Genomic DNA, 25,513 nt, shown 5'->3' on the forward strand with positions numbered 1-25,513 from the left:
GCCTTTATCCTAAGGTTTTAAGGCGCAATATTCTGTACGAAATAACGATTATTTAATCTATACCGCTTGCTGGGATTTTTTCTTGATTATCTCAAAAAATTGGTCAAAAAGATAGTCGGCATCGTGAGGTCCGGGACTGGCTTCCGGATGGTATTGTACGGAGAATACATCCTTATTTTTCATCCGTATTCCGGCTACGGTCTGATCATTGAGATGCACATGGGTAATTTCCAGATCTGGATTTTTCTCGGTCTCTTCCCTATTGATGGCAAACCCGTGGTTTTGCGAGGTAATCTCTCCTTTTCCGGTAATCAGGTTTAGGATGGGGTGGTTAATTCCACGATGCCCATTGTGCATTTTATAGGTAGATACCCCATTGGCCAAGGCAATGACCTGATGGCCCAAACATATGCCAAAGAGAGGCTTATCAGTTTTAATGATTTCCTTTGCCGTAGCTATCGCCTCTGTCAAAGGCTCGGGATCTCCAGGTCCGTTGGATATAAAATAGGCATCGGGATTCCATTCGGTCATCTCCTCAAACGAAGTGTTATAGGGAAACACTTTGATATAGGCATCCCGTTTTGCCAAATTTCTAAGGATATTCTTTTTTATACCGATATCCAATGCGGATATCCTATAGGTGGCATTCTCATCTCCGTAGTAGTACGCTTCCTTGGCGGAAACTCGGGAAGCCAATTCCAGACCTTCCATACTAGGCACCTCCGCCAACTTACTTTTGAGGGCTTCTACATTTCGGACATCCGTGGAAATCACCGCATTCATGGCACCATTATCCCTGATGTAACTGACCAATGCCCTGGTATCCACATCCGAAATTGCGAATAAGTTACTCTTGTCCAAGAACTCCTCCAAGCCCATATCCGCATCGGGCCTGGAGTATTCATAACTGAAGTTTTTACAGATAAGACCAGCTATCTTTACCGTATCGGATTCCACTTCATCGTTATGTGCCCCATAATTTCCAATATGGGCGTTGGTCATAACCATTAGCTGTCCAAAATAGGACGGATCCGTAAATATTTCCTGATATCCCGTCATGCCCGTATTGAAGCATACTTCACCAAATGCCGTACCTTCCTTATCGCCAACCGCCTTTCCATGGAAAATGGTTCCATCTGCCAATATCAATAATGCCTTTTTTTTGGATGTGTACTTCATACGTGCTGCTCTATTTTTGTTTCACAAATAAACATAAAAAAAGGATAAACTGTAAAGTCTATCCTTTTGTAAATATTAAAATATACTAACATTTTATTCTTCAGAATCATCCGCTTTGGCTTCAACGTCCATGACTTCTTTTGATTCCGAGGGATTTTCCGCCACGGCCACAGCTGGTGTTTCGGACTTACTACCTTTACCCCTTCTACTCCTACGCGTGGATTTCTTTTTCGGTTTACCGGCATTGTAAAGCTCGTTGAAGTCTACCAACTCTATCATGGCCATATCCGCGTTATCTCCCAAACGGTTGCCCAGTTTTATGATCCTGGTATAGCCCCCCGGCCTATCGCCTACTTTTTCCGAAACCGCATCAAAAAGTTCGGTAACCGCGTATTTGTTTCTAAGGTTCTTAAAGGCAATGCGCCTGTTGTGCGTGCCTTTCTCCACAGTTTGATTGTTCTCTGCCTTGGATTTCGTAATCAAAGGTTCTATGAACTGCTTCAAGGCCTTGGCCTTGGCCACCGTAGTATTTATCCTTTTGTGTTCAATTAGGGAACAGGCCATATTGGCCAGCATGGCCTTTCTATGCGCGGCTTTGCGCCCTAAGTGATTGACCTTTTTACCGTGTCTCATTCTTATTTTCTATTTTCTTCCTTATCCGGGACCTTCCCTTCCAACAGAAGTAAATTATTAATCTTTGTCCAACTTATATTTTGATAGGTCCATTCCAAAGCTTAGACCTTTGTTGATGACCAGTTCCTCCAATTCGGTCAGGGACTTTTTTCCGAAGTTCCTGAACTTCATCAAGTCATTTTTGTTAAAGGACACCAAATCTCCCAAGGTGTCCACCTCGGCAGCCTTCAAACAGTTCAGGGCGCGTACGGACAAGTCCATATCCACCAATTTTGTTTTGAGCAATTGCCTCATATGCAAGGATTCCTCGTCATAGGTCTCCGTTTGTGCAATTTCATCGGCTTCCAAGGTAATGCGCTCATCCGAGAACAACATGAAGTGATGTATCAAGACCTTGGCACCTTCGGTCAAAGCGTCCTTGGGATGAATGGAACCATCCGTTTCGATCTCGAATACCAGTTTTTCATAGTCGGTCTTCTGCTCTACACGAAAATTCTCGATGCTATACTTCACATTCTTTATTGGGGTGAAGATAGAATCCACCGCTATGGTTCCAAGAGGTGTTCCCGACTTTTTGTTTTCCTCGGCGGGTACATAGCCCCTTCCCTTATCAATAGTGATTTCCATATTGATGCTCACTTTGGCATCCATATTGCAAATGACCAAATCCGGATTCAGTACCTGATATCCCGAGATAAACTTTTGGAAATCCCCTGCGGTCATTTGATCCTTACCACTAACGGATATGGAAACGGTTTCCGCTTCCGAGTCCTCAATTTGCTTTTTAAACCGAACCTGTTTCAAGTTCAGGATAATTTCCGTAACGTCCTCTACAACACCAGGGATTACGGAAAATTCATGTTCTACCTTATCGATCCTTACCGATGTGATGGCGTGTCCTTCCAAGGAAGAAAGCAATACCCTTCTTAATGCGTTCCCAACCGTTAATCCATAACCAGGCTCCAATGGGCGAAATTCGAATTTGCCCTCGAAGTCTGAGGAATCGATCATTATTACTTTATCGGGTTTTTGAAAATTAAATAATGCCATAATTGGATCAGTGTTGATTTATTTTGAGTATAACTCGACTATTAATTGTTCCTTGATGTTCTCAGGAATCTGTAAACGTTCGGGAGTAGAAACAAAAGTACCTTCCTTCTTTTCAGCATTCCATGTAATCCATTCATATACACTGCTATTGGCCGCCAATGCATCCTGTATCGCTTGCAAGGACTTGGATTTTTCCCTTACACCAACAACATCTCCTGGTCGTAGGGAGTAGGATGGTATATTCACCAGTTCCCCGTTTACGGTAATGTGCCTGTGGGAAACCAACTGCCTAGCGCCTCTTCTTGATGTGGAAATACCCATTCTGTAAACCACATTGTCCAAACGGGACTCGCACAATTGCAATAAAACTTCACCGGTAACTCCTTCTTTACGTTTAGCGTTTGCAAAAAGATTGCGGAACTGTTTTTCCAGAATACCGTAGGTATACTTGGCTTTTTGTTTCTCCATTAACTGGATGGCATACTCCGACTTTTTTCCGCGGCGTCTGTTCTGTCCATGTTGTCCCGGAGGATAATTTTTCTTCTCAAAAGACTTGTCGTCTCCAAAAATCGCTTCTCCGAACTTTCGGGCGATCTTACTTTTTGGTCCTGTGTATCTTGCCATTTTCCTATAGTTTGAAGTGCGATTATGAATTAAGGCTTATCCTTCGATAATCATTAGGTACACTTCTGTGAAATATATTTATATGTAATTTATACCCTTCTTCTTTTGGGAGGTCTACATCCATTGTGGGGCATTGGGGTAACATCAATGATTTCGGTTACCTCGATACCGTTATTATGGATGGTACGTATTGCCGATTCCCTTCCATTGCCTGGACCCTTAACAAAAACCTTGACCTTCCTAAGGCCTGCTTCATGTGCGGTCTTTGAGCAATCTTCAGCAGCTACCTGTGCCGCATAGGGTGTATTTTTCTTGGAACCCCTAAAGCCCAACTTGCCTGCCGAGGACCACGAGATTACATCGCCCTTCTTATTGGTCAATGAAATTATAATATTGTTAAAAGAGGCAGTGATATGGGCCTCCCCCACGGAGTCCACGATAACCTTACGCTTTTTTGCCGCCTTTGTATTTGCCTTTGCCATTTTCTTTTCGTGTTTAGTATGAAGCTTAGTACTTTATACCAATTTGTTATTTCGTAGCCTTTTTCTTGTTGGCCACCGTCTTTCTTTTTCCTTTACGGGTCCTGGAATTGTTCTTTGTCCTTTGCCCCCTTAAAGGTAATCCTGATCTATGACGTATGCCCCTATAGCAACCGATATCCATAAGACGCTTAATGTTCAACTGGGTTTCGGAACGCAATTCACCTTCTATGGTATAGGACGAAACGGCTTCCCGAATCCGACCTATTTCGTCGTCATTCCAGTCGGATACCTTGGTATCCTCATTAACTTGGGCCTTTTCCAAAATTTCCAGGGCCCTACTTTTTCCAATACCAAAAATATAGGTAAGGGCTATTACACCTCTTTTATGTTTCGGTATATCTATACCTGCAATTCTTGCCATAACTATCCTTGTCTTTGTTTAAATCTAGGATTCTTTTTGTTGATTACGTACAATCGTCCCTTTCTACGGACGATTTTGCACTCGGCACTTCTTTTTTTTATCGATGCTCTTACTTTCATGTCTCCTGCTTAATATCTATATGTAATTCTAGCTTTGGTGAGGTCATATGGACTCATCTCCAACTTCACCTTGTCCCCTGGAAGCAATTTGATGTAGTGCATGCGCATTTTTCCGGAAATATGGGCGGTGACCACATGACCATTTTCCAACTCTACCCGAAACATTGCATTGGACAATGCTTCTATTATGCTACCATCTTGTTCTATTGGTGCTTGCTTGGCCATAAATTATGCTACTTTTCTATTTTTTCCAGTTTTCATTAATCCATCATAATGCCTGTTCAGCAAATACGCATTTACTTGTTGAACGGTATCAATGGCGACTCCCACCATAATTAACAGGGAGGTTCCTCCATAAAACAAGGCCCATCCTGCCTGAACATCCATTAGTTTTACCACCACCGCAGGCAAAACGGCTAAAACGGCCAGGAATATGGAACCTGGAAGCGTTATCAGGGACATGATCTTATCCAGGAAGTCGGCCGTTTCCTTGCCGGGTCGTATACCGGGTATAAACCCTCCGCTTCTCTTTAAATCATCGGCCATTTTATTGGTAGGCACGGTAATCGCCGTATAGAAAAATGTAAATATTACGATGAGTACTCCAAATAAAATGTTGTATGCCAAACCGAATATATCGCTAAACTGTACCTCCATCCATTGTCCAAAGGCTGTATCATTAAATGTCTTTCCCAATAATCCCGGGGCGAACATAATGGCTTGGGCAAAAATAATGGGCATTACACCGGATGCATTCAACTTTAATGGGATATATTGTCTTGACCCCATTACATTCTTCTCATATCCACCAGATGCCGATCTTCTTGCATACTGCACAGGAATCCGTCTTGTAGCCATTACCAATAGCACACTGGCCAGGATAACCAGGAACCAAAGGATGACCTCAATCAAAATAAACATCAGTCCGCCGGTATTATTCGTAGTCCTTGAAAAGAACTCTTGTACAAAGGACTGGGGCATTGTCGCAATGATCCCGATCATGATCAGCAAGGAAATACCGTTTCCGATACCCTTATCCGTAATTTTCTCGCCCAACCACATGGCAAAGACACAACCTGTGACCAAAATAATTACGGCAGGAATCATGAAATTAAGACCTTTTCCCAAAAGGAAGGCGCTATCCCTGACCCCAAAGGCCTCTAATCCATACAAATATGCCGGTGCCTGAACGATACAGATTCCTATGGTCAACCATCTGGTAATCTGGTTTTTGGTCTTTCTTCCACTTTCACCTTCCTTATCCAGTTTTTGAAGATAGGGAATGGCTATCCCCATTAATTGAACCACAATGGAGGCCGAAATGTAGGGCATAATCCCTAAAGCAAAAATCGATGCATTTGCAAATGCTCCTCCAGTAAAGGCGTTCAACAAACCGAAAATACCTTGATCCGTACTGGAGGCCAATTCGGCAAGTTGTGATGAATCAATACCTGGAAGAACAATTTGGCAACCAAATCGGTATACCAAAAGAAGACCCAAGGTAACCATGATACGATTCCTAAGCTCTTCTATCTTCCAAATATTGGATATGGTATCAAAAAATTTCTTCATAACATTCTTTCCTTATAAACTTATTGCCTCTCCACCTGCAGCCTCTATCGCCGCTTTGGCACTGGCAGTAAATTTATGAACGGAAACTTTAAGCGAGGCTTTCAACTCACCACGCCCAAGGATTTTGACCAAGTCATTTTTACGGGCCAATCTATTTTCAATCAACGTGTCCAAAGTAACTATATCCTTTATTACTTTTCTGTCCACCAAATCTTGTAAGGTATCCAAATTTATGCCCTTGTACTCTTTTCGGTTGATATTGGTAAACCCAAATTTGGGAACACGTCTTTGCAGTGGCATTTGTCCTCCTTCAAAACCTATCTTCTTGGAATATCCAGATCTAGATTTTGCACCTTTATGGCCTCTGGTAGCTGTACCTCCCTTTCCGGAGCCTTGGCCCCTTCCTACTCTTTTTCCTTCCTTATGGACAGCACCTTTGGCTGGTTTTAGATTACTTAAATTCATCGTCCTTTATATTAAGCTCCTTCGGTAGACACCAAATGTTTTACTTTGTTTATCATGCCCAGGATATTGGGCGTGTCCTCATGCTCCACTACTTGCCCTATTTTTCGCAAACCAAGCGCCTTCAAAGTCCTTTTTTGATCTTGTGGCCGCTTAATGCTACTCCTAACCTGTTTTACTTTGATTTTTGCCATTATCCTTACCAATTATCCTTTAAACACCTTTTCCAGGGAAATACCTCTTTGCCTTGCAACGGTCCTAGCATCCCTAAGTTGCAACAACGCATCAAAAGTTGCCTTTACCACGTTGTGGGGATTGGACGACCCCTGGGATTTTGACAATACATCCTGTACGCCTACAGATTCCAAGACCGCTCTTACGGCTCCTCCCGCAATTACCCCGGTACCATGGGATGCTGGCTGGATATACACTCGAGCACCACCATACTTTCCTTTTTGCTCGTGAGGTAATGTACCTTTATTCAAAGGAATACGAATTAGGTTCTTCTTTGCGTCCTCAATAGCTTTGGCAATGGCCGTAGCCACCTCCTTGGACTTGCCCAAACCATGTCCCACAACACCATTTTCATCACCAACAACAACAATAGCGGAAAAGCCAAAAGCTCTTCCTCCCTTGGTTACCTTGGTTACCCTTTGGACGCCGACCAATCTATCCTTTAATTCCAAGCCTCCTGGCTTAACGGTCTCAACATTTTTGTATTTCTGGTACATACCTAATCTTAAAATTTTAGTCCTGCTTCCCTGGCTCCCTCGGCCAAAGCTTTTACCCTTCCATGATAAAGATTTCCGCCCCTATCGAAGGCAACTTTTTCAATACCTGCCTTGATGCATTTTTCGGCAATGGCCTTGCCCACCAAAGTGGACACTTCCGTTTTTGTCCCTTTTGTCTTGGCCAAATCCTTGTCTCGGGAAGAGGCAGCGACCAAAGTCTCGCCTTTTTTGTCGTCTATTACTTGGGCATAGATTTCACTATTACTTCTAAAAACGGACAACCGTGGCCTCTCCGCCGTTCCGGAGGATACTTTACGTATTCTCTTCCTTATCCTATATTTTCTTTCGGTCTTTGATAATGCCATTGCTCGTAATATTAAGCTGATTTACCTGCTTTTCTTCTTAATTGCTCGCCAACAAATTTGATACCTTTTCCTTTATAAGGCTCCGGTTTACGGAATGATCGTATCTTGGCCGCTATTTGTCCCACCAACTGTTTATCATGGGAGGTCAATTTTATAATCGGATTTTTCCCTTTCTCCGAAGTAGTCTCTACTTTCACTTCAGGTGCCAGATCCATGACAATATTGTGGGAGAATCCCAAGGCAAGGTCTAACTTCTGTCCCTGATTGGAAGCCCTATATCCTACTCCTACCAACTCCAATTCCTTTGTCCACCCTTTGGAAACACCTTCCACCATATTATTGATCAGTGATCGGTACAATCCATGCTTGGCCTTGTGTTCCTTGGAATCCGAAGGTCGGGTAACCAAAACTTGGCCCTCTTCCACCTTTATGGATACCCCGGAATATTCCTGTATCAACTCTCCAAGTTTACCCTTTACCGTAACCGCATTATCATTGATTTCTACGGTTACTCCCTCGGGAATCGCTATCGGGCTATTACCTATTCTAGACATTTTTTACTTCTTTACTAAACTCATTAATATACGTAGCACAAGACCTCTCCACCTACATTGTCATTCTTGGCCTGTTTACTGGTCATTACCCCGTGGGAGGTAGACACTATGGCAATTCCCAAACCGTTAAGGACCCGGGGCAAATCCTCGGAACTTGCATATTTACGTAATCCGGGCTTACTCACACGCTGAATTTTCTTTATAACCGGTTCCTTGGTCAACTTATCGTACTTAAGGGCTATCTTGATGGTACCCTGCACATCGTTATCCTCAAACTTATAACTTAAGATATACCCCTGGTCAAAGAGTATCTTGGTTATTTCCTTTTTAAGGTTCGAAGCGGGAATTTCAACCACGCGATGTCCGGCCCTACTAGCGTTCCTAACCCTTGTTAAATAATCTGCTATAGTATCTGTAACCATTTCTCTTTAATTAAGAATATCCGTATTCGGAATTAAAACTATTAAACTACCAACTGGCTTTTTTGACCCCTGGAATCAATCCCTTATTGGCCATTTCCCTGAACATAACCCTGGAAATGCCAAAGGTACGCATGTACCCCTTAGGCCTTCCGGTCAATTTACAACGGTTGTGCATACGAACTGGAGAGGCATTCCTCGGTAATTTTTGCAATGCTTCATAATCTCCCGCTTCTTTCAAGGCCTTGCGCTTTTCAGCATATTTAGCAACCGTTCTCGCCCTTTTCCTTTCACGGGCCTTCATTGATTCTTTAGCCATACTAGTTCTTTTTAAAGGGTAGTCCCAATTCCGTTAACAATGATTTTGCCTCCTTATCCGTATTTGCGGAAGTGACAAAGGTAATGTCCATCCCGTTGATCCTGTTGATCTTGTCAATATTGATTTCCGGAAAAATAATCTGTTCCGTTACACCGAGGTTATAATTTCCCCTTCCGTCGAAACCCGTAGCCTTTATCCCTTGAAAATCCCTTACACGGGGCAAGGCCGTTGTAACAAGTCTGTCCAGGAACTCATACATCCGCTCTCCGCGAAGTGTAACTTTTGCACCGATGGGCATTCCCTTTCTCAACTTAAAGGCGGCCACATCCTTTTTGGAAATGGTGGCAACTGCCTTTTGACCGGTAATAATACCAAGTTCCTCAACGGCATGATCGATCAACTTCTTATCCGCAACGGCGGCACCGACTCCCCTACTTACCACAATCTTCTTCAGCTTGGGCACTTCCATTACATTCTTGTAACCGAATTCCTGCTTTAAGGCATCTATGATCCGTTCACTATATTCTTTCTTTAACCTTGCTACGTAAGCCATAATTAAATTACTTCATTCGATTTTTTGGAAACTCGCACTTTCTTTCCATCCCTAATTTCGAACCCGACCCTGGTCGTTTCTCCCGACTTTGCATCGATCAACAATAGATTGGAAATATGGATGGGTGCCTCCTTTTTGATAATACCTCCTTGCGGGTTCTTGGCACTCGGCTTTTCATGTTTGGAAACCATATTGGCCCCTTCCACGATTGCCTTATTTTTCTTGATATCCACGCTCAGAATCTTGCCTTCGGTCCCCTTGTGGTCACCGGCAATGATTCGTACCGTATCTCCTGTCCTTACTTTTAGCTTTCTCATTTCCAATATACTATTATAGTACCTCTGGTGCCAAGGATACAATTTTCATAAATTGTTTCTCCCGAAGCTCCCTAGCTACGGGGCCAAAAACCCGAGTTCCCCTCATTTCCCCTGTTGGATTCAACAATACACAGGCATTGTCATCAAAACGTATATAGGAACCATCCGGTCTTCTCACCTCTTTTTTGGTCCTAACCACCACGGCAGTGGAAACAGCACCTTTCTTTATTCCGCCATTGGGAGTCGCTTCCTTAACGGTGACTACTATTTTGTCCCCAATGGAGGCATATCTCCTTTTTGTTCCCCCGAGCACCCGAATGGTCAAAACTTCCTTTGCCCCCGTATTGTCCGCTACCTTTAGCCTAGATTCTTGCTGTAACATAATTATTTAGCTCTTTCCAAAATTTCTACTAACCTCCAACATTTGGTCTTACTCAAAGGACGGGTCTCCATAATTTTTACGGTATCTCCCACGTTGCAATCGTTCTTCTCATCATGTGCAACGTATTTTTTCGTCTTTAAAACGAACTTACCGTACATGGGATGCTTAACCCTCTTGACTTCCGATACTACAATGGATTTCTCCATTCTATCACTAGTCACGACCCCTATTCTCTCTTTTCTTAAATTTCTTTTTTCCATAAAGCAGAACCAATTATTGGTTTTCCCTATTAGTTAATTCTGTTGCCAATCTTGCTATCGTTCTCCTCACCTTTCGTATCTGAAGTGGGTTTTCCAAGGGTGTTACAAAATGGGCCATTTTCAAGTCCGCATGTTGCTTCTTAAATTCGGCCAGTTTTTCCGTAAGCTCTTCCGCCGACATTTGTTTTATCTCTTGTTTTTTCATATCACCTTACGATTAATCCTTGTGCTCGTAATCCCGTGCAACGATAAATTTTGTTCTAACCGGTAATTTTTGTGCCGCCAAACGTAACGCTTCCTTGGCAATATCCATGGGTACGCCGGCCACCTCAAAGAGAATCCTTCCTGGTTTGACAATGGCCACGAAATATTCCGGGGCTCCCTTACCCTTACCCATACGTACTTCCAAAGGTTTTTTGGTAATGGGTTTGTCCGGGAAAATCTTTATCCACAGTTGCCCTTCCCTTTTCATATATCGGGTAGCCGCAACACGCGCCGCCTCTATTTGTCTGGATGTTATAAACTTTGAATCCAAGGTCTTAATACCGAACATACCATTTGAAAGTTGATGCCCCCTTCCGGCATTACCCTTCATACGGCCTTTCTGCATTTTGCGATACTTGGTTCTTTTTGGCTGTAACATTTTCTATTTCTTTAAAAAATTACTTTCTACGGCGTGGTTTTCTTCCTCCATCTTGCTTACCTCCTTTTCCCTGGCCCTTAGACATGCCGACCAATGGGGAAAGTTCCCGTTTACCGTATACCTCGCCCTTCATGATCCATACTTTAATACCCAACCTTCCATATGTAGTATGGGCCTCTTGCATTGCATAGTCAATATCCGCCCTAAAAGTGGATAAGGGAATCCGGCCTTCCTTATAGGACTCGGATCGCGCCATTTCAGCTCCATTCAAACGTCCTGATATTTGCACCTTGATTCCTTCCGCATTCATACGTATCGCGGCGGCAATGGCCATTTTTATGGCACGTCTAAATGATATTCTACTTTCTATTTGACGGGCAATACTGGCGGCGACCAAATTGGCATCCAACTCCGGTCTTTTAATTTCGTAGATATTGATCTGGACCTCCTTATTGGTAATCTTCTTAAGTTCCTCCTTCAATTTGTCCACTTCTTGTCCACCCTTACCAATAATGATACCCGGTCTGGCCGTGGTGATGGTAACGGTAATCAACTTTAGCGTACGCTCGATAATTACCCGGGATACGCTGGCCTTGGAAAGACGGGCGTGGATATACTTCCGTATTTTTTCGTCCTCGGCCAATTTTTCACCATAATCGTTTCCTCCGTACCAGTTGGATTCCCATCCTCTGATGATTCCTAGACGATTCCCTATTGGATTTGTTTTTTGTCCCATCCTAACTTTCCATATTATTGTTAGATCCCAAAACCAATGTTACATGGTTGGAACGCTTTCTTATTCTGTGTGCCCGTCCTTGAGGGGCAGGACGTAACCGCTTGAGCATGCCTGCACTGTCTACTCTAATTTCCTTGATAAAAAGTTCGGCATCCTCCACGTTGGCGTCCTCATTCTTGGCCTCCCAATTGGCCAATGCCGAAAGCAACAACTTTTCCAACCTACGTGAGGCTTCCTTGGGATTGAACCTTAGGATTGCCAATGCTTTTTCAACGCCTTCGCCACGAATTAAATCGGCCACTAAGCGCATCTTACGCGGTGATGTTGGGCAATTATTGAGCTTGGCAAATACCATTTGTTTCTTTTCAGCCTTTAGTCTTTCGGCCATTTGTCTTTTTCGAACTCCCATAGCTTACTTTTTACCTTTGTTCTTTGCACCTGCATGGCCCCTAAAAGACCGGGTAGGTGAAAACTCTCCCAGTTTATGACCTACCATATTTTCAGTGATATAGACAGGTACAAACTGTCGCCCGTTGTGAACAGCGATGGTAAGACCTACAAAATCAGGTGTTATCATAGAGGCCCTAGACCACGTCTTAATGACGCTTTTCTTTCCTGAAGCCGCATTCTGCTGGATCTTTTTCTCTAAACTATAATGAACGTAAGGTCCTTTTTTTAATGAACGTGCCATTTATTCTTCTTTCTAGTTTTATTTCTTTCTACGTTCTATTATGTATCGGTTGGTATCCTTGGTCTTGGAACGTGTCCTATATCCTTTGGCCGGGATGCCGTTCTTGGATCTCGGATGACCTCCAGATGCCCTTCCTTCACCACCACCCATTGGGTGATCTACAGGGTTCATGGCCACAGGTCTCGTTCTAGGTCTTCTACCAAGCCACCTACTTCTACCTGCCTTACCGGACACAATCAGCTGATGATCGGAATTGGATACCGCACCAATAGTGGCCAAGCAGCTCGAAAGTATTAATCTGGTTTCTCCGGAGGGCAATTTTACAGTCGCATATTTACCTTCCCTCGCCATCAATTGGGCAAAGGCACCGGCGCTTCTTGCCATTACCGCTCCTTGTCCCGGACGCAATTCAATACATGAAACAATGGTTCCCAAAGGGATTTCGCTTAAGGGAAGCGCATTACCGATTTCTGGTGCCACACCTTTCCCTGAGGAAACTTGTTGATCCACTTGAAGACCATTTTGGGCTATGATATAGCGTTTTTCACCATCGGAATATTCCAAAAGTGCAATAAAAGCGGTTCTATTGGGGTCATATTGGATGGATTTTACCGTGGCGGCAACATCCTGTTTGTCCCTCTTGAAATCAATGATCCTGTACCTTCTTTTATGGCCACCGCCCCTATGGCGTATGGTCATTTTTCCTTGACTGTTTCTACCTCCCGACTTTTTTAACGGAGCAAGCAAGCTTTTCTCCGGCTTATCAGTAGTAATCGCGTCAAATCCGTTTACTACTCTAAAACGCTGTCCGGGAGTTATCGGTTTTAATTTTCTAACTGACATTCCTTGTCTTTATAGATTACTGTAAAAATCGATGATATCTCCATCCGCCACATCAACAATGGCCTTCTTCAAGGCATTTGTCTTACCATGCTGCACCCCTGTTTTGGTGTATCTGGATTTTCTGGTCGGTCCATAATTCATGGTCCGGACCTTTTTGACCGAAACCCCATAAGTGGCCTCTACGGCATCCTTGATCTGCAACTTGTTCGCCTTGGGATCCACAAAGAAACCATAGCGGTTGTACAACTCGCTATCCGCTGTCATCTTTTCGGTTATTATAGGCTTTATCAACACACTCATGGTTTTCTTATTTATTTAGGTTGGTCTCAAGTCCTTCCAAAGCACCTTCCAACAGCACAATATTATTGGCGTTTAATATTTTGTAAGTACTTAATTCTGAACTAGTTAAGACCTCCGAACCCTTCAAATTACGCGAAGACAAATATACGCTATTATTTGAATGGCCCAACACAAACAAAGATTTTTTGTTTTCGAGCCCCAAAGACTTCAAAACTTGAATGAAATCCTTGGTCCTTGGCGTTTCAAAATCAAAGTCCTCGACCACCAAAATTGCCTTGTCCCTAGTCTTCATACTCAGGGCCGATTTACGGGCCAAACGCTTTACGTTTTTGTTCAGTTTTTGGGTGTAATCCTTGGGCCTTGGGCCAAAAATACGACCTCCGCCCCTGAAAACGGGGGACTTAATACTACCGGCCCTTGCCGTACCCGTACCTTTCTGTTTCTTTATCTTTCGGGTGCTTCCGGCTATCTCGCCGCGCTCCTTGGCTTTGTGGGTACCCTGCCTTTGATGAGCCATATATTGCTTTACGTCCAAATACACGGCATGTTCGTTGGGCTCTATTCCAAAGACTGCATCAGAAAGGTCTGCCTTTCTGCCTGTGTCTTTTCCTTTAATATCTAAAACTGCTACCTTCATTACTTCTCAATAGTTACGTATGCATTTTTATGACCTGGAACACATCCTTTAACAACGATAAGATTTTTCTCTGGTACTATCTTAAGCACCCTTAAGTTTTGAACGGTTACCCGATCACCGCCCATTCTACCGGCCATACGCATTCCTTTGAACACCCTGGAAGGTGTAGACGCAGCACCGATGGATCCGGGAGCCCTTAATCTGTTATGTTGCCCATGTGTGGACTGGCCGACGCCTCCAAAACCGTGTCTTTTGACCACGCCTTGAAAGCCCTTTCCTTTAGAAGTGCCCACCACGTCAACAAATTCTCCTTCCACAAATACATCGACACCAATGGTATCGCCTAATTTAAACTCACCTTCAAAATCCCGGAATTCAACGACTTTCTTTTTGGGAGATGCGCCTGCTTTCTTAAAGTGGCCGGATTCGGCCTTGTTTGCACGCTTTTCTGCCTTGTCATCGAAACCGAGCTGAAGGGCACTATACCCGTCCACCTCTTCGGTTCTGACTTGGGTAACTACACACGGTCCAGCCTCTATTACGGTACATGGAATATTTTTTCCATTTTCGTCAAAGATGCTAGTCATGCCTACTTTTTTTCCTATTAACCCAGACATACTGATTTACATTTTGGATTTTGGTTTTCAGACCGAAAACCTATCATCCGTTACTATTTAATTTATTGTACTACTCTTTTTGCTTTCCAAAAAAATAGGGTCAAAAATCATTCAACCCTGAATTAATTTTTTGCCGTTTTTCCTTCGCTCGCAGCTCCGGACATGTCATTCCCGAAATCGTTTCAGGATTTGTTTTTACTTTCTATTAATTCCAAAACAGACACTTCGTCTTCGCTCAGTGTTTGTTTGGCTAATGGTTTTTAAGAGCAGCTTCGAGCTTACAAAAACCAAGTCTCACTAAACCTTAATTTCTACCTCTACACCACTGGGCAGCTCCAATTTCATCAACGCATCAATAGTCTTGGAGGAGGAACTATAAATATCCAAAAGCCGCTTGTAGGAGCTCAATTGAAATTGCTCCCGAGACTTTTTATTCACGTGTGGCGAACGCAATACTGTAAATATTTTTTTATGCGTCGGTAACGGAATAGGACCGGTAACCACGGCTCCAGTTGTCTTAACCGTCTTTACGATTTTTTCAGCGGACTTATCCACCAAATTGTGATCGTACGATTTTAATTTTATCCTGATTTTTTGACTCATCTTTACTAGAATTAAGCGGTTACACCTTTGGCCACCTTTATTACTTCTTCAGCGATATTGGATGGCGTCTCCGCATAATGTGAAAATTCCATTGTTGAAGTGGCTCTACCGGATGACAATGTACGTAAAGCGGTAACGTATCCGAACATTTCGGAAAGCGGAACCTCGGCCTTTATCACCTTGGATCCTGCCCTATCATCCATATTGTTTACCTGGCCCCTTCTCCTATTGAGATCGCCAACAATGTCGCCCATATTTTCCTCGGGCGTCAATACCTCCAATTTCATAATAGGCTCCATGAGAACGGCCCGTGCCTTTTTGGCCGCTTCCTTGTAACCCAGTTTGGCCGCCAATTCAAAAGAGAGTGAATCCGAATCCACCGGGTGGAAGGAACCATCCTTAAGGACTATCTTCATACTATCCATCTCAAAACCGGCCAAAGGCCCATTTTTCATGGCCTCTTTAAACCCTTTTTCAACAGATGGGATATACTCACGGGGAATGTTACCTCCCTTAATTTCGTTGACAAATTCCAGACCTGCCTTGGTTTCTTCGCTTACCGGTTCCATTGTGAAAACAATATCTGCAAATTTACCTCGCCCACCAGTCTGTTTCTTATATACTTCCCTATGATCTGCTGAAGCGGTCAGTGCTTCCTTGTATTCGACCTGGGGCTGTCCTTGGTTCACTTCTACCTTGAACTCACGTCGTAGTCGGTCTACGATGATGTCCAAATGAAGTTCTCCCATTCCGGAAATAATGGTCTGGCCCGAAGCCTCATCCGTCTTAACTTGAAAAGTGGGATCCTCCTCGGCCAACTTCGCCAATGCCATTCCCAACTTATCAACATCTGCCTTTGTCTTAGGTTCAACGGCGATACCGATTACGGGATCGGGGAAATTCATGCTCTCCAAAATAATCGGATGCTTTTCATCGGAAAGGGTATCCCCTGTCTTTATGTCCTTAAACCCAACAGCAGCTCCAATATCACCTGCACCGATAGATGACACGGCATTTTGTTTGTTGGAGTGCATTTGGTATATCCTTGAAATCCTTTCCTTGTTGCCGGAACGATTGTTCAAAACATAGGAACCTGCATCCAATTTTCCCGAATACGCCCTAAAGAAGGCCAAACGCCCAACAAATGGATCAGTAGCAATCTTAAAGGCCAAAGCAGAAAAAGGTTCTTTTAAATCCGGTTTTCTGGCGATTTCCTCTCCTGTATTGGGATTGGTACCCACAATGGCGTCCTTATCCAATGGTGAAGGCAAATATCTACATACCGCATCCAATAGGAACTGAACTCCTTTATTCTTAAAGGAGGAACCACATATCATAGGTATTATGCTCATATCCATTACCGCCGCCCGAAGTGCTGTGTGAACTTCCTCTTCTGTTATCGAGTTTTCGTCCTCAAAGAACTTCTCCATGAGGTTCTCGTCATATTCGGCAACAGCCTCTATTAGGGCCGCCCTGTGCTCATGGACTTCTTCCTCCATTTCTGCCGGGATGTCGATTACATCAAAGGTAGCTCCCATATCGTGCTCGTGCCAAACGATAGCACGGTTCTTTACCAAGTCCACAATGCCCTTAAAATCTGCTTCCTCCCCGATAGGAAGGACGATAGGAACAGCGTTGGACTTCAACATCTCCTTGACCTGCTTACAAACATTCAGGAAGTTGGAACCTTGCCTGTCCATTTTGTTCACAAAGCCCATTCGAGGAACCTTATAGTTATCGGCAAGTCTCCAGTTGGTCTCGGATTGTGGCTCAACACCATCCACCGCACTAAATAAAAAGACAAGACCGTCCAAAACCCGTAAAGAGCGATTCACCTCAACAGTGAAATCCACGTGTCCCGGAGTATCTATAATATTAAAGTGATAGGGTTTGGTATCATCCGTAATCTGTCCATTTTTCATCGGGAAATTCCAGGTACAGGTCGTAGCTGCGGAAGTAATGGTAATTCCGCGCTCCTGTTCCTGCTCCATCCAATCCATAGTAGCGGCACCGTCATGCACCTCTCCTATTTTATGACTCACCCCGGTATAATATAGGATACGCTCCGTTGTGGTGGTCTTTCCGGCATCAATATGTGCCGCAATCCCAATATTTCTTGTATATTTTAAATCTCTAGCCATTCTTGATTAAAATCTAAAGTGGGAAAATGCTTTATTTGCCTCTGCCATTTTATGGGTGTCCACCCGTTTCTTAACAGCAGCTCCTTCTTCCTTGGCCGCTGCCAATATTTCTGCTGCCAGCTTTTGCGCCATCCCTTTTTCATTTCGCTTTCTAGCGAAGCTTATCAACCACTTCATGGCAGTGGATATTTTCCTGTCCGGACGGATTTGCATAGGGATTTGGAAAGTTGCACCACCAACACGCCTACTTCTAACTTCAACATGGGGCATTACATTGGACAGGGCATCCTTCCAAAGATCCAATGCCGTCTTTTCCTCATCGGTCTTCTTTTCCTCAACAATATCCATGGCACCATAGAAGATATGGAATGCGACGGATTTTTTTCCGTCCCACATCATCATATTTACAAAACGGGTAACCAATTGGTCGTTAAACCGGGGATCCGGTAAGAGCGGTCTTTTTTTTGCCTGTTTTTTTCTCATTACTGCTTCTTAAAAGTTTCAAGGTTCCAAATTGAGGCGACATGTAAGGCCAACTCAACTTAAATAAACCATTAAATTTACTTTTTGGGTCGTTTTGCTCCGTATTTGGATCTACGTTGGGTTCTGCCTGCTACACCTGCGGTGTCCAATGCGCCCCTCACGATATGATACCTAACTCCCGGCAAATCCTTCACCCTTCCGCCTCGTACCAATACTATCGAGTGCTCTTGGAGATTATGTCCCTCTCCTGGAATGTAGGCGTTGACTTCCTTCCCGTTGGTCAACCTTACCCTGGCAACTTTTCGCATCGCCGAGTTTGGTTTTTTGGGAGTGGTGGTATATACCCGTGTACATACGCCTCTTCTCTGTGGACACGAATCCAAAGCAGCCGATTTACTCTTCTTGGTAATAGTGGCCCTTCCTTTTCGTACTAATTGTGAAATTGTTGGCATTACTTATATAATGTATATAATTTACCCTTGTTTAAGGGCTGGCAAATGTAGTGATATTTTCTAAAAATTCAAACGGTAAAAAATTTATTTTATATCCGTTTAATTAAAGGGGCTTTAGGTTATATAATAATGCCGACATTGTGAATCAAATTTTATCAAAAAATCACGGTGCAAATAACCAAACAGCCAAGGCCAAAAGAAGCTATCCGATGAAATCATCGCGTACTTGGATTCATCATAAGAATTATGATATTTCCCTTTCCCTTCGAAGCCCACTTAAAAGAGTTTTAGAGAACAGGTTCATCTTGAAACGGCCTTGTTTCAAACTATTTGGATAGCACATATACCTTAAAGGGTCAAATCCGGTCAGATGTCCATTATTTAAAAACTTCCAACAATACTTTCACTACCTTTTAACCAGACCAAAGTACCATACTATATATTGTATATGAAAATCTGTTCTTGACAATAAGGTATTCGGGACGAATTTTTGATGGCAAAAAGGCACTTTATTTCTCATCATATAGCATCTTCCTAAAATCCGATTTCACAACAATTTTCAATTCCGCATTTTTTTATTTAAAAAATTATGGATGTGATATTTTAAGAATATTTATAAGCTCTTGAACCGATTTTTACGTACTTGTTAAAAATTTAACTTTTTTTTGTAAGTATTCTCTTTATTGGCATTTCAAACCTGTTGCATTTATAATCTAGGTACGTACATATGTGATATTTTACCGGAATTTACTTTCATTTTTCCTTTTTTTAACAAAGTAAAAAGCTATGCACGCATAACTTTAAGATAAAAAAAGTTGGATTATTAACATGAATTTATGACTTTTGCCGGTAGCTAATTCAAATAATTTAAAAATGAGAACAAAACTTAATGGAATTTTAACGCTATTCCTGGCGTTAATTGTGCAGGTATCCTTTGCACAAGAAAAAGCGGTTTCAGGTACCGTGACAGACCAAGATGGTCTTCCATTGCCTGGCACATCCGTAGTGGTAAAAGGAACCACAACAGGTACCCAGACCGATTTTGATGGAAACTACGCCATTAACACGGAAGTGGGTGCTGTTTTGGTCTTTTCCTACATCGGGCAAAGAACCCAAGAGATTACCGTGGGAAGTGCCGACACCATTGATGTGCAAATGGTGGAAGACGCCCAAGCCCTTGAAGAAGTAGTCGTAACGGCGCAAGGTATCCAAAGGGAGGAACGATCTCTGGGATATGCCGTAACCACGGTAGATGAAGAACAGGTAAGCTCAAGGCCGGAAGCGGATATAGGACGGGTTCTGCAGGGAAAAGTAGCCGGTGTTAACATTACCAATAACAATGGGCTTTCCGGTTCCGGGACCAAATTATTATTCGTGGTTTTAGTTCGGTAACACAGTCCAACCAGCCGTTGTTCGTTGTAGATGGGATTCCAATCGATTCCGGAACCAATACCCAGACCTCCTTTTTAGACGGTAACACAGAATCAAGCCGATTCTTGGATATAGATCCCAATACCATTGCCAGTGTGAGTGTACTTAAAGGGTTAAGTGCAACGGTACTATATGGTAACAGAGGACGAAACGGGGTAATCTTGATTACTACTAAAGGTGCCGCTACAGGCGAGGCCCCATCCAAAACCGAGGTTAGCATAAATCAGTCCGTATTCCTTGCCGATGCCATCCTTCCAAAATATCAGGATAATTATGGTGGGGGATTCCATCAAGGTTTCGGTTACTTCTTTAGTAACTGGGGGCCACGTTTTGATCGTACCGACGACGACGGGATTGCTCAAGCTGCACAATATGTAAGTGATGGACCTGGTGGCGTGGCCATTCTACAGCATCCCTATAACTTTATTGCAGATCCTACATTAATAGCCGGTTTTGAAGATCTTTTGGATGATCCCTATCCGTACCAACCTTATAATGGTGTTGAGGAGTTCTTCAGAACGGGTTATGTAACCAGTACCTCAATAAATGTAAGGGGAGGTGGAGAAAGGGCCAGTTTCAATTTAAACTATGGCCGTACCGAGGATATCGGTATTACTCCGGGAAACACCCTTCTTAGAAATAACTTTAGTATTGGTGGTAATGCAAGGCTTTCCAATAAATTTACGATCAGCGGTGTATATAATTTTATCCGTACAGGATTTAAGTCTCCTCCAAACGCGGTGAGTACCGGTAGTGGGGCGGCCTTTAATGGAGGTGCCGTTTTCGGGGATCTCCTGTATACCCCGCGAAGTGTGGATCTTACCAACCTGCCTTTCCAGGCGGCCGATGGTAGAAGTGTCTATTACCGTTCAGGAAACGATATCCAGAATCCTTATTGGACTGTAGAAAATGTTAAGACTTCTCAGGACACGGATCGTTTCATTGGTAATACCTCGTTGACCTATGAAATCAACGATTGGATGAATCTTACCTATCGTTTGGGGTTGGATACGTATAGTGAATTCAACTTTTACGGCCAAAACAAAGGAGGGGTCGATGGTCCGGTAATCGGTCTGTTGCGAACCAGTAGTGTGCGAAATACGATTTGGAACCATGACCTTATCTTATCTGCAGATAAAGATCTTAGCGAAAATCTCAACCTTAAGGCTATTGCTGGTTTAAATACTCGAAGGGACGAATTTGAACAAGATGGTATCGAAAGTCAAGGTCAACTGGTTTTTGGCGTGCTTGAGCATTTTAACTTTACCACACCCTCGGCCCAAAATTCCCAGACAAGAGGTAGCAATAATCCGAACCTAAATCAGAATTTTGAAGAGAACTTGTTAGGTGCTTATTTGGATTTGACCCTAGGCTATAAGGATTGGTTATTCTTAAACGCCGTGGGTAGAAATGATTGGTCCTCCACTCTAGAGCGGGAAAATAACTCTATCTTTTATCCCGGGGCCAGTATTTCCTTTGTACCTACCTCGGCTTTTGAAGGTATTCAGGGTAATTTCCTAAACTACGCTAAAATTCGATTGGGATACGGTTCATCGGCCGGTTTCCCTCTCCCTTTTACTACTAGAAGTGTATTGGGGCTTACCTCTAGAAGTCTTGTGGATTTAAATGGTAATGTAATTTCATCCAATTCTGTGGATAACACTTTGGGAAATTCGGATTTGAAACCGGAAAGGATTCAAGAATTCGAGATAGGTCTAGATACCCGATTATTTAACCGATTGAATCTGAACGTTAGCCTCTTTGACAAGCGGACGACGGATTTGATTACCGATCGTACCTTGGATAGTTCCACTGGATTTACGGATACCACGGTAAACATTGGTGAAATTCAGGCACAGGGAGTCGAGGTCGATTTTGACTTGGCCATCCTCAAGGAGTTTGAAAGTGGAATCGGTATAAACTTGGCCGGTAACTGGACCACCATAGAAACCACGGTAACCGATTTGGCCGATGGTACAAATAATATTCTTTTAACCGATGCCATTGCCGAAGAAGCGGCTAACTATGCCGTAGAGGGCAGACCTTTTGGAGTACTTTTGGGTACCGACTTCGTATTCGACGATGATGGAAACCGGGTGGTAAACGATGCTGGAAGGTATTTGTTCGATCCGACCATACGGGAAATCGGGGATCCGAACCCGGATTGGCAAACCGCACTTATCCCTACGATTACGTTTAAGAACTTTACCTTGTCCGCGAACGTACAATACCGTCATGGTGGAGACATCTATTCCGTCACCACCGCGGCATTGATTGGTCGAGGGGTAGTGGATGATGATACTCCGATCGACAGGGAAGCGAATTACATCCTTCCCGGTGTACAAGCGGATGGCTCACCCAACGATACCGCTATCAGTGCCACTGAATTAGGGTTTAATACCTATTTTGGAGGAACCATTAATCCACTAAGTATTTATGACGGTTCCACCATCAGGTTACAGGAGGCCTCCTTGGGCTATTCCCTGCCTTCCAAAATGTTGGAAAAGACTCCATTCGGTAGTCTTTCCTTTACGCTATCCGGACAGAACCTATGGTTTAAGGCCATCAATTTCCCGGATAACGTACGATATGATACCAACTCCTCCAGTACGGGTGTAGGTAACGGTCAGGGTATCGACTTCTTTACAGGCCCGTCCGTAAGAAGATATGGTTTCACGGTAAGGGCTACTTTCTAATCGAAAAAGAAAATGAAAAATATATATAGCATTATGAAAAATAGGTTTAAAAATATGGGTCTGGTTCTTGTTGCCATATCCGTATTGCTAATAAACGATGGATGCGAAACCACCGACCTTGGCGTGGTTCCAAGTCCCAATGAACTAAGCCCGAACCAGGCAGACGTTGACTTCTTCCTGAATAGTATCCAGCAATTGGTTGCCAAAGTACATTCGGGGACTGAAGGCCGTAATGAAAATGGTACTTCGCAATTTGGTATGGAACCGGTACGTATACAACACTCTTTCGGGCCTACCTATAGGGAATCGTATTCACCCACTGATTTTGACCAACTTTGGGAGGATACCTATACAGGGGCCTTGATTGATATTCGCACCATGAACCCGCTTGCTGAAGAGGCAGGCCAATTTACCCATATTGCCATTGGGCAGATTTTGGAGGCCTATTTGATTACAACCATGGTAGACATGTTTGGGGATGTACCTTATACGGAAGCGGCCCGTGCCGAGGAGGGAATCTTTAACCCGGTCGCGGATACAGGAGCTTCCATTTATGCAGCGGCGGATCAGCTGCTACAGGATGCCATCGTTAACCTGAATAGGCAAGAATTATTCTTGCCTACCAATGACCTCTATTACGGGGGCAACGAAACACAATGGATAAAGGCGGCCAATACGATGCGATTAAGATTGGCAATTCAGTCAAGATTAGTTAATCCAGCAGAGTCCACAGCCATTATTAATAGTCTAATTTCTGGCGGCAATTTGATTCTGGACAATGCAGATGACCTACAGTTTCAATGGGGTTCCAATTTAGCGGCCCCGGATAGCCGTCACCCCTATTTTGATGCCAATTATGATGGCGCTGGGCCCAGTTCTGACTTTTATACATGTAACTATTATATGAACTTGATGGCCAATCAGTATGATAATGCAGATCCAAGGATGCGCTACTACTTCTTTAGACAGCAGTCAGATTATTCGGGTGCCGATGTAATTACTAAGGAATGTGTAACTGAACCTGCTATTCCGGCTTGGTGGGCTCCATTTGATGTTTATTGCTTGGTACCGGCGGCAAACGGCTTTAACGGTTTGTGGGGAAGAAACCATTTGGACGATGATGGTATTCCACCGGATGATGCCTTCCGTACCTTACATGGTGTATATCCCATAGGTGGCCCATTTGATGATGAATCCTTTAGGAACGTTGCCGGATCCACTGCACAAAGTGAAGGACTTGCCGGGGCCGGTATTTCTCCTCTAATATTGGCTTGTAATACAAATTTGATGTTGGCAGAATCGGCTTTAGTTCTCGGTACTTCAGGTGATGCCAGAGGGTATTTGGAATTGGGCGTGAGACAATCCATATCGAAAGTTATAGCTTTTGGAGAGCGATTGGGTGCCACAGTTATGGATAGAGTGGTTATTGAAGATGACCCGGATACCCCAGAAAACGAAGAACAAACCGTTAGAGATTTGTATATCCCTACTGAGGAATATATTAATAATCACGTAGATGAAATTCTCGCTGCGTACGATGCGGGTACTGACACCGATAAGCTTCGTGTTATAGCCGAACAGGTGTTTATCGCTTCTTGGTGTAACGGTATGGAAGCCTACAATACGTACAGAAGGACAGGGCAACCCGATAATCTTACTCCGGCCACACGTGTGGCCGATCCCGGTACATTCCTTAGAAGTATGTGGTATCCCCAGGTAGCATCGGATAATAATACCAACATAACACAAAAATCCAATCCCGATACCCCGGTATTTTGGGACACCAATCCAGAAGGATTTGTAGACTGATTAAAACTAACTTTTTATAAAAATTAAAAAAATGAAAAGACTATTTATATATATGATCGGGGCCGCTCTTCTTTCTGTGGGATTTGTTTCCTGTGAGGAGGATGAAAAAGACCCCATGCAGGTTCATTTGGACGAGGCCAATAAGGCCCCTTATGTAAGGATATTATATGATAATGTAGTGGCGGTGGACCAAGTCCCCTCAGCAAGCTTTGACGCCAACCTGGATGCTTTCGAAGATAACGTGCAGTCCTGGTCGGTAGATGTGAGCCTGGAAGGTTCGACCGATATTGACCCGGCCCCTTTGACTACGGTTTCCAGTTTTCCATCCGATATTTCCATTCCATTTACCGAAATTGCAACTACCTTGGGAATAACTGCCGAAGATATCGCCGCCGGAGATGTACTCCGGTTTTTGGGAACGGCAACAAGCACCAGCGGATTTGTAGCCAATCAGGATAATTTCAGTGGTAGTATCCTAGGCCAACCGGAACAGAATCAAGCGTTTAACTTTATTGTCCAGATAGAATGTGCCCCAATTACGGATGTTAGCGTTGGCGGAACCTGGACTGTAGATGCGTTTGACAGCTATGGAGATGGATGGAACGGGGCTTCCCTTAATTTCGTCATAGACGGCGCAGTTAATTCGTTTACTTTTGGAAGCGGAAGTTCCGCGAATTTTTCTATTGATGTTCCGGATGGAGCCAATTTGTTGATATTCTTTGGTTCTGGTAGCTTTGATAGCGAAGTGGAATTCACCATTAACTCGCCAAGTGGGCCCTACGGAGATTTCGGACCAAGTCCGGGCCGATGTGTCAATTGAACGGTTCGATTATGTTAATCCAAAAGAGTTTTGGATCAAACCTTAAATAGATGTTCTATGGCACCCGAATTCGGGTGCCATAGTCTTCTTAGCATGATTCGTGAATGGTAATCCATATCCCTTAGGTTGCCGATTATACTAAATTTCGTTTTTTAATGAAATCCTCCGA

The 25,513-nt window shown here is 43.5% G+C and carries 37 protein-coding genes; 4 read left to right on the top strand and 33 right to left on the bottom strand.

Annotated features, from left to right (window positions below; all coding sequences use genetic code 11):
• Positions 1–57: 57 nt before the first annotated feature.
• The 33 genes from carA to rpsL all read right to left on the bottom strand — a co-directional run bounded on the left by carA (position 58) and on the right by rpsL (position 18,588).
• A complete protein-coding gene (carA, locus tag ACO06Y_RS24025; protein ID WP_422081622.1) occupies positions 58–1,179 on the bottom strand; it encodes a glutamine-hydrolyzing carbamoyl-phosphate synthase small subunit in 1,122 nt (373 codons plus the stop codon).
• Between the two features lie 93 nt (positions 1,180–1,272).
• Positions 1,273–1,812, bottom strand: a complete 540-nt coding sequence (gene rplQ, locus ACO06Y_RS24030) for a 50S ribosomal protein L17 (protein ID WP_422081623.1) — start codon at positions 1,810–1,812, stop codon at positions 1,273–1,275.
• A 57-nt stretch (positions 1,813–1,869) separates the two neighbouring features.
• Positions 1,870–2,862 carry a DNA-directed RNA polymerase subunit alpha gene (locus ACO06Y_RS24035; protein WP_299532046.1) on the bottom strand — a complete coding sequence of 331 codons (993 nt, stop codon included), beginning with the start codon at positions 2,860–2,862 and terminating at the stop codon, positions 1,870–1,872.
• Positions 2,863–2,880: 18 nt separating this feature from the next.
• Positions 2,881–3,486, bottom strand: a complete 606-nt coding sequence (gene rpsD / locus ACO06Y_RS24040) for a 30S ribosomal protein S4 (RefSeq protein WP_422081624.1) — start codon at positions 3,484–3,486, stop codon at positions 2,881–2,883.
• 89 nt (positions 3,487–3,575) lie between these two features.
• A complete protein-coding gene (gene rpsK, locus ACO06Y_RS24045; RefSeq protein WP_299532050.1) occupies positions 3,576–3,968 on the bottom strand; it encodes a 30S ribosomal protein S11 in 393 nt (130 codons plus the stop codon).
• Positions 3,969–4,014: 46 nt separating this feature from the next.
• On the bottom strand, positions 4,015–4,389 hold the full coding sequence (gene rpsM, locus ACO06Y_RS24050; protein ID WP_422081625.1) for a 30S ribosomal protein S13: 375 nt from the start codon (positions 4,387–4,389) through the stop codon (positions 4,015–4,017).
• A gap of 2 nt (positions 4,390–4,391) precedes the next feature.
• Positions 4,392–4,508 carry a type B 50S ribosomal protein L36 gene (gene ykgO / locus ACO06Y_RS24055; protein ID WP_013621733.1) on the bottom strand — a complete coding sequence of 39 codons (117 nt, stop codon included), beginning with the start codon at positions 4,506–4,508 and terminating at the stop codon, positions 4,392–4,394.
• Positions 4,509–4,517: 9 nt separating this feature from the next.
• Complete coding sequence (gene infA / locus ACO06Y_RS24060) at positions 4,518–4,733, bottom strand: translation initiation factor IF-1 (protein WP_015753973.1); 216 nt, start codon at positions 4,731–4,733, stop codon at positions 4,518–4,520.
• Between the two features lie 3 nt (positions 4,734–4,736).
• Positions 4,737–6,080, bottom strand: coding sequence for a preprotein translocase subunit SecY (secY, locus tag ACO06Y_RS24065; protein WP_422081626.1), 1,344 nt, complete (start codon positions 6,078–6,080; stop codon positions 4,737–4,739).
• A gap of 12 nt (positions 6,081–6,092) precedes the next feature.
• A complete protein-coding gene (gene rplO / locus ACO06Y_RS24070) occupies positions 6,093–6,545 on the bottom strand; it encodes a 50S ribosomal protein L15 (RefSeq protein ID WP_422081627.1) in 453 nt (150 codons plus the stop codon).
• Between the two features lie 11 nt (positions 6,546–6,556).
• A complete protein-coding gene (rpmD, locus tag ACO06Y_RS24075; protein ID WP_422081628.1) occupies positions 6,557–6,736 on the bottom strand; it encodes a 50S ribosomal protein L30 in 180 nt (59 codons plus the stop codon).
• A gap of 12 nt (positions 6,737–6,748) precedes the next feature.
• Positions 6,749–7,273, bottom strand: a complete 525-nt coding sequence (gene rpsE / locus ACO06Y_RS24080; RefSeq protein WP_120712456.1) for a 30S ribosomal protein S5 — start codon at positions 7,271–7,273, stop codon at positions 6,749–6,751.
• An 8-nt stretch (positions 7,274–7,281) separates the two neighbouring features.
• A complete protein-coding gene (rplR, locus tag ACO06Y_RS24085) occupies positions 7,282–7,638 on the bottom strand; it encodes a 50S ribosomal protein L18 (RefSeq protein WP_422081629.1) in 357 nt (118 codons plus the stop codon).
• Between the two features lie 11 nt (positions 7,639–7,649).
• Complete coding sequence (rplF, locus tag ACO06Y_RS24090) at positions 7,650–8,192, bottom strand: 50S ribosomal protein L6 (protein ID WP_422081630.1); 543 nt, start codon at positions 8,190–8,192, stop codon at positions 7,650–7,652.
• Positions 8,193–8,215: 23 nt separating this feature from the next.
• Entirely contained in the window at positions 8,216–8,614 is a 399-nt protein-coding gene (rpsH, locus tag ACO06Y_RS24095; RefSeq protein ID WP_422081631.1) for a 30S ribosomal protein S8, read from the bottom strand.
• 46 nt (positions 8,615–8,660) lie between these two features.
• Positions 8,661–8,930: a 30S ribosomal protein S14 gene (gene rpsN, locus ACO06Y_RS24100; protein WP_013993870.1), complete on the bottom strand. Its 270-nt coding sequence runs from the start codon at positions 8,928–8,930 to the stop codon at positions 8,661–8,663.
• Between the two features lies 1 nt (position 8,931).
• Positions 8,932–9,483: a 50S ribosomal protein L5 gene (rplE, locus tag ACO06Y_RS24105; RefSeq protein WP_299532070.1), complete on the bottom strand. Its 552-nt coding sequence runs from the start codon at positions 9,481–9,483 to the stop codon at positions 8,932–8,934.
• A gap of 2 nt (positions 9,484–9,485) precedes the next feature.
• Positions 9,486–9,800 (bottom strand): 50S ribosomal protein L24, encoded by a 315-nt coding sequence (gene rplX, locus ACO06Y_RS24110; protein WP_422081632.1) that lies wholly within the window; start codon positions 9,798–9,800, stop codon positions 9,486–9,488.
• A 13-nt stretch (positions 9,801–9,813) separates the two neighbouring features.
• Entirely contained in the window at positions 9,814–10,182 is a 369-nt protein-coding gene (gene rplN / locus ACO06Y_RS24115; protein ID WP_120712450.1) for a 50S ribosomal protein L14, read from the bottom strand.
• A gap of 2 nt (positions 10,183–10,184) precedes the next feature.
• Positions 10,185–10,442, bottom strand: a complete 258-nt coding sequence (rpsQ, locus tag ACO06Y_RS24120) for a 30S ribosomal protein S17 (RefSeq protein WP_299532076.1) — start codon at positions 10,440–10,442, stop codon at positions 10,185–10,187.
• Positions 10,443–10,455: 13 nt separating this feature from the next.
• Entirely contained in the window at positions 10,456–10,647 is a 192-nt protein-coding gene (gene rpmC, locus ACO06Y_RS24125) for a 50S ribosomal protein L29 (RefSeq protein ID WP_299532078.1), read from the bottom strand.
• A gap of 12 nt (positions 10,648–10,659) precedes the next feature.
• Positions 10,660–11,085 carry a 50S ribosomal protein L16 gene (gene rplP / locus ACO06Y_RS24130; protein WP_422081633.1) on the bottom strand — a complete coding sequence of 142 codons (426 nt, stop codon included), beginning with the start codon at positions 11,083–11,085 and terminating at the stop codon, positions 10,660–10,662.
• 19 nt (positions 11,086–11,104) lie between these two features.
• Positions 11,105–11,821: a 30S ribosomal protein S3 gene (rpsC, locus tag ACO06Y_RS24135; protein ID WP_282162319.1), complete on the bottom strand. Its 717-nt coding sequence runs from the start codon at positions 11,819–11,821 to the stop codon at positions 11,105–11,107.
• A gap of 1 nt (position 11,822) precedes the next feature.
• Positions 11,823–12,230 (bottom strand): 50S ribosomal protein L22, encoded by a 408-nt coding sequence (gene rplV / locus ACO06Y_RS24140; RefSeq protein ID WP_422081634.1) that lies wholly within the window; start codon positions 12,228–12,230, stop codon positions 11,823–11,825.
• 3 nt (positions 12,231–12,233) lie between these two features.
• A complete protein-coding gene (rpsS, locus tag ACO06Y_RS24145; RefSeq protein ID WP_120712444.1) occupies positions 12,234–12,512 on the bottom strand; it encodes a 30S ribosomal protein S19 in 279 nt (92 codons plus the stop codon).
• 18 nt (positions 12,513–12,530) lie between these two features.
• Positions 12,531–13,355 carry a 50S ribosomal protein L2 gene (rplB, locus tag ACO06Y_RS24150; protein WP_422081635.1) on the bottom strand — a complete coding sequence of 275 codons (825 nt, stop codon included), beginning with the start codon at positions 13,353–13,355 and terminating at the stop codon, positions 12,531–12,533.
• Positions 13,356–13,364: 9 nt separating this feature from the next.
• The gene (gene rplW / locus ACO06Y_RS24155; protein WP_120712442.1) at positions 13,365–13,655 is read right to left on the bottom strand and encodes a 50S ribosomal protein L23; all 291 of its coding nucleotides are present in this window, start codon (positions 13,653–13,655) and stop codon (positions 13,365–13,367) included.
• A gap of 7 nt (positions 13,656–13,662) precedes the next feature.
• Positions 13,663–14,292, bottom strand: a complete 630-nt coding sequence (gene rplD / locus ACO06Y_RS24160) for a 50S ribosomal protein L4 (RefSeq protein WP_422081636.1) — start codon at positions 14,290–14,292, stop codon at positions 13,663–13,665.
• The gene (gene rplC, locus ACO06Y_RS24165) at positions 14,292–14,909 is read right to left on the bottom strand and encodes a 50S ribosomal protein L3 (protein ID WP_299532096.1); all 618 of its coding nucleotides are present in this window, start codon (positions 14,907–14,909) and stop codon (positions 14,292–14,294) included. The genes rplD and rplC overlap by 1 nt, the downstream gene beginning before the upstream one ends.
• Positions 14,910–15,206: 297 nt before the next feature.
• Positions 15,207–15,512, bottom strand: coding sequence for a 30S ribosomal protein S10 (gene rpsJ, locus ACO06Y_RS24170; protein ID WP_007094989.1), 306 nt, complete (start codon positions 15,510–15,512; stop codon positions 15,207–15,209).
• 11 nt (positions 15,513–15,523) lie between these two features.
• The gene (fusA, locus tag ACO06Y_RS24175; protein WP_422081637.1) at positions 15,524–17,653 is read right to left on the bottom strand and encodes an elongation factor G; all 2,130 of its coding nucleotides are present in this window, start codon (positions 17,651–17,653) and stop codon (positions 15,524–15,526) included.
• Between the two features lie 6 nt (positions 17,654–17,659).
• Complete coding sequence (gene rpsG / locus ACO06Y_RS24180; RefSeq protein ID WP_422081638.1) at positions 17,660–18,136, bottom strand: 30S ribosomal protein S7; 477 nt, start codon at positions 18,134–18,136, stop codon at positions 17,660–17,662.
• 77 nt (positions 18,137–18,213) lie between these two features.
• Positions 18,214–18,588: a 30S ribosomal protein S12 gene (gene rpsL / locus ACO06Y_RS24185; RefSeq protein ID WP_013305196.1), complete on the bottom strand. Its 375-nt coding sequence runs from the start codon at positions 18,586–18,588 to the stop codon at positions 18,214–18,216.
• 873 nt (positions 18,589–19,461) lie between these two features.
• On the opposite strand from rpsL, the gene ACO06Y_RS24190 reads away from it, so the two are divergent.
• Genes ACO06Y_RS24190 through ACO06Y_RS24205 form a run of 4 tightly spaced genes read left to right on the top strand, consistent with a single transcriptional unit; the run spans position 19,462 to position 25,344 of the window.
• Complete coding sequence (locus tag ACO06Y_RS24190; RefSeq protein ID WP_422081639.1) at positions 19,462–19,980, top strand: carboxypeptidase-like regulatory domain-containing protein; 519 nt, start codon at positions 19,462–19,464, stop codon at positions 19,978–19,980.
• Between the two features lie 17 nt (positions 19,981–19,997).
• On the top strand, positions 19,998–22,715 hold the full coding sequence (locus ACO06Y_RS24195; RefSeq protein WP_422081640.1) for a TonB-dependent receptor domain-containing protein: 2,718 nt from the start codon (positions 19,998–20,000) through the stop codon (positions 22,713–22,715).
• A 12-nt stretch (positions 22,716–22,727) separates the two neighbouring features.
• On the top strand, positions 22,728–24,524 hold the full coding sequence (locus tag ACO06Y_RS24200; protein WP_422081641.1) for a SusD/RagB family nutrient-binding outer membrane lipoprotein: 1,797 nt from the start codon (positions 22,728–22,730) through the stop codon (positions 24,522–24,524).
• Positions 24,525–24,555: 31 nt separating this feature from the next.
• Positions 24,556–25,344 carry a hypothetical protein gene (locus ACO06Y_RS24205; protein ID WP_422081642.1) on the top strand — a complete coding sequence of 263 codons (789 nt, stop codon included), beginning with the start codon at positions 24,556–24,558 and terminating at the stop codon, positions 25,342–25,344.
• Positions 25,345–25,513: the final 169 nt, after the last annotated feature.

The organism is Ulvibacterium sp. (assembly GCF_965228935.1).
Taxonomy (GTDB): domain Bacteria; phylum Bacteroidota; class Bacteroidia; order Flavobacteriales; family Flavobacteriaceae; genus Ulvibacterium.

What these genes read in the sequence shown, in the direction of transcription:
- carA (WP_422081622.1), bottom strand. Translation starts at nt 1,179, where the DNA reads ATGAAGTACACATCCAAAAAAAAGGCATTATTGATATTGGCAGATGGA.
- rplQ (WP_422081623.1), bottom strand. Translation starts at nt 1,812, where the DNA reads ATGAGACACGGTAAAAAGGTCAATCACTTAGGGCGCAAAGCCGCGCAT.
- ACO06Y_RS24035 (WP_299532046.1), bottom strand. Translation starts at nt 2,862, where the DNA reads ATGGCATTATTTAATTTTCAAAAACCCGATAAAGTAATAATGATCGAT.
- rpsD (WP_422081624.1), bottom strand. Translation starts at nt 3,486, where the DNA reads ATGGCAAGATACACAGGACCAAAAAGTAAGATCGCCCGAAAGTTCGGA.
- rpsK (WP_299532050.1), bottom strand. Translation starts at nt 3,968, where the DNA reads ATGGCAAAGGCAAATACAAAGGCGGCAAAAAAGCGTAAGGTTATCGTG.
- rpsM (WP_422081625.1), bottom strand. Translation starts at nt 4,389, where the DNA reads ATGGCAAGAATTGCAGGTATAGATATACCGAAACATAAAAGAGGTGTA.
- ykgO (WP_013621733.1), bottom strand. Translation starts at nt 4,508, where the DNA reads ATGAAAGTAAGAGCATCGATAAAAAAAAGAAGTGCCGAGTGCAAAATC.
- infA (WP_015753973.1), bottom strand. Translation starts at nt 4,733, where the DNA reads ATGGCCAAGCAAGCACCAATAGAACAAGATGGTAGCATAATAGAAGCA.
- secY (WP_422081626.1), bottom strand. Translation starts at nt 6,080, where the DNA reads ATGAAGAAATTTTTTGATACCATATCCAATATTTGGAAGATAGAAGAG.
- rplO (WP_422081627.1), bottom strand. Translation starts at nt 6,545, where the DNA reads ATGAATTTAAGTAATCTAAAACCAGCCAAAGGTGCTGTCCATAAGGAA.
- rpmD (WP_422081628.1), bottom strand. Translation starts at nt 6,736, where the DNA reads ATGGCAAAAATCAAAGTAAAACAGGTTAGGAGTAGCATTAAGCGGCCA.
- rpsE (WP_120712456.1), bottom strand. Translation starts at nt 7,273, where the DNA reads ATGTACCAGAAATACAAAAATGTTGAGACCGTTAAGCCAGGAGGCTTG.
- rplR (WP_422081629.1), bottom strand. Translation starts at nt 7,638, where the DNA reads ATGGCATTATCAAAGACCGAAAGAAAATATAGGATAAGGAAGAGAATA.
- rplF (WP_422081630.1), bottom strand. Translation starts at nt 8,192, where the DNA reads ATGTCTAGAATAGGTAATAGCCCGATAGCGATTCCCGAGGGAGTAACC.
- rpsH (WP_422081631.1), bottom strand. Translation starts at nt 8,614, where the DNA reads ATGGTTACAGATACTATAGCAGATTATTTAACAAGGGTTAGGAACGCT.
- rpsN (WP_013993870.1), bottom strand. Translation starts at nt 8,930, where the DNA reads ATGGCTAAAGAATCAATGAAGGCCCGTGAAAGGAAAAGGGCGAGAACG.
- rplE (WP_299532070.1), bottom strand. Translation starts at nt 9,483, where the DNA reads ATGGCTTACGTAGCAAGGTTAAAGAAAGAATATAGTGAACGGATCATA.
- rplX (WP_422081632.1), bottom strand. Translation starts at nt 9,800, where the DNA reads ATGAGAAAGCTAAAAGTAAGGACAGGAGATACGGTACGAATCATTGCC.
- rplN (WP_120712450.1), bottom strand. Translation starts at nt 10,182, where the DNA reads ATGTTACAGCAAGAATCTAGGCTAAAGGTAGCGGACAATACGGGGGCA.
- rpsQ (WP_299532076.1), bottom strand. Translation starts at nt 10,442, where the DNA reads ATGGAAAAAAGAAATTTAAGAAAAGAGAGAATAGGGGTCGTGACTAGT.
- rpmC (WP_299532078.1), bottom strand. Translation starts at nt 10,647, where the DNA reads ATGAAAAAACAAGAGATAAAACAAATGTCGGCGGAAGAGCTTACGGAA.
- rplP (WP_422081633.1), bottom strand. Translation starts at nt 11,085, where the DNA reads ATGTTACAGCCAAAAAGAACCAAGTATCGCAAAATGCAGAAAGGCCGT.
- rpsC (WP_282162319.1), bottom strand. Translation starts at nt 11,821, where the DNA reads ATGGGACAAAAAACAAATCCAATAGGGAATCGTCTAGGAATCATCAGA.
- rplV (WP_422081634.1), bottom strand. Translation starts at nt 12,230, where the DNA reads ATGGGAGTTCGAAAAAGACAAATGGCCGAAAGACTAAAGGCTGAAAAG.
- rpsS (WP_120712444.1), bottom strand. Translation starts at nt 12,512, where the DNA reads ATGGCACGTTCATTAAAAAAAGGACCTTACGTTCATTATAGTTTAGAG.
- rplB (WP_422081635.1), bottom strand. Translation starts at nt 13,355, where the DNA reads ATGTCAGTTAGAAAATTAAAACCGATAACTCCCGGACAGCGTTTTAGA.
- rplW (WP_120712442.1), bottom strand. Translation starts at nt 13,655, where the DNA reads ATGAGTGTGTTGATAAAGCCTATAATAACCGAAAAGATGACAGCGGAT.
- rplD (WP_422081636.1), bottom strand. Translation starts at nt 14,292, where the DNA reads ATGAAGGTAGCAGTTTTAGATATTAAAGGAAAAGACACAGGCAGAAAG.
- rplC (WP_299532096.1), bottom strand. Translation starts at nt 14,909, where the DNA reads ATGTCTGGGTTAATAGGAAAAAAAGTAGGCATGACTAGCATCTTTGAC.
- rpsJ (WP_007094989.1), bottom strand. Translation starts at nt 15,512, where the DNA reads ATGAGTCAAAAAATCAGGATAAAATTAAAATCGTACGATCACAATTTG.
- fusA (WP_422081637.1), bottom strand. Translation starts at nt 17,653, where the DNA reads ATGGCTAGAGATTTAAAATATACAAGAAATATTGGGATTGCGGCACAT.
- rpsG (WP_422081638.1), bottom strand. Translation starts at nt 18,136, where the DNA reads ATGAGAAAAAAACAGGCAAAAAAAAGACCGCTCTTACCGGATCCCCGG.
- rpsL (WP_013305196.1), bottom strand. Translation starts at nt 18,588, where the DNA reads ATGCCAACAATTTCACAATTAGTACGAAAAGGAAGGGCCACTATTACC.
- ACO06Y_RS24190 (WP_422081639.1), top strand. Translation starts at nt 19,462, where the DNA reads ATGAGAACAAAACTTAATGGAATTTTAACGCTATTCCTGGCGTTAATT.
- ACO06Y_RS24200 (WP_422081641.1), top strand. Translation starts at nt 22,728, where the DNA reads ATGAAAAATATATATAGCATTATGAAAAATAGGTTTAAAAATATGGGT.
- ACO06Y_RS24205 (WP_422081642.1), top strand. Translation starts at nt 24,556, where the DNA reads ATGAAAAGACTATTTATATATATGATCGGGGCCGCTCTTCTTTCTGTG.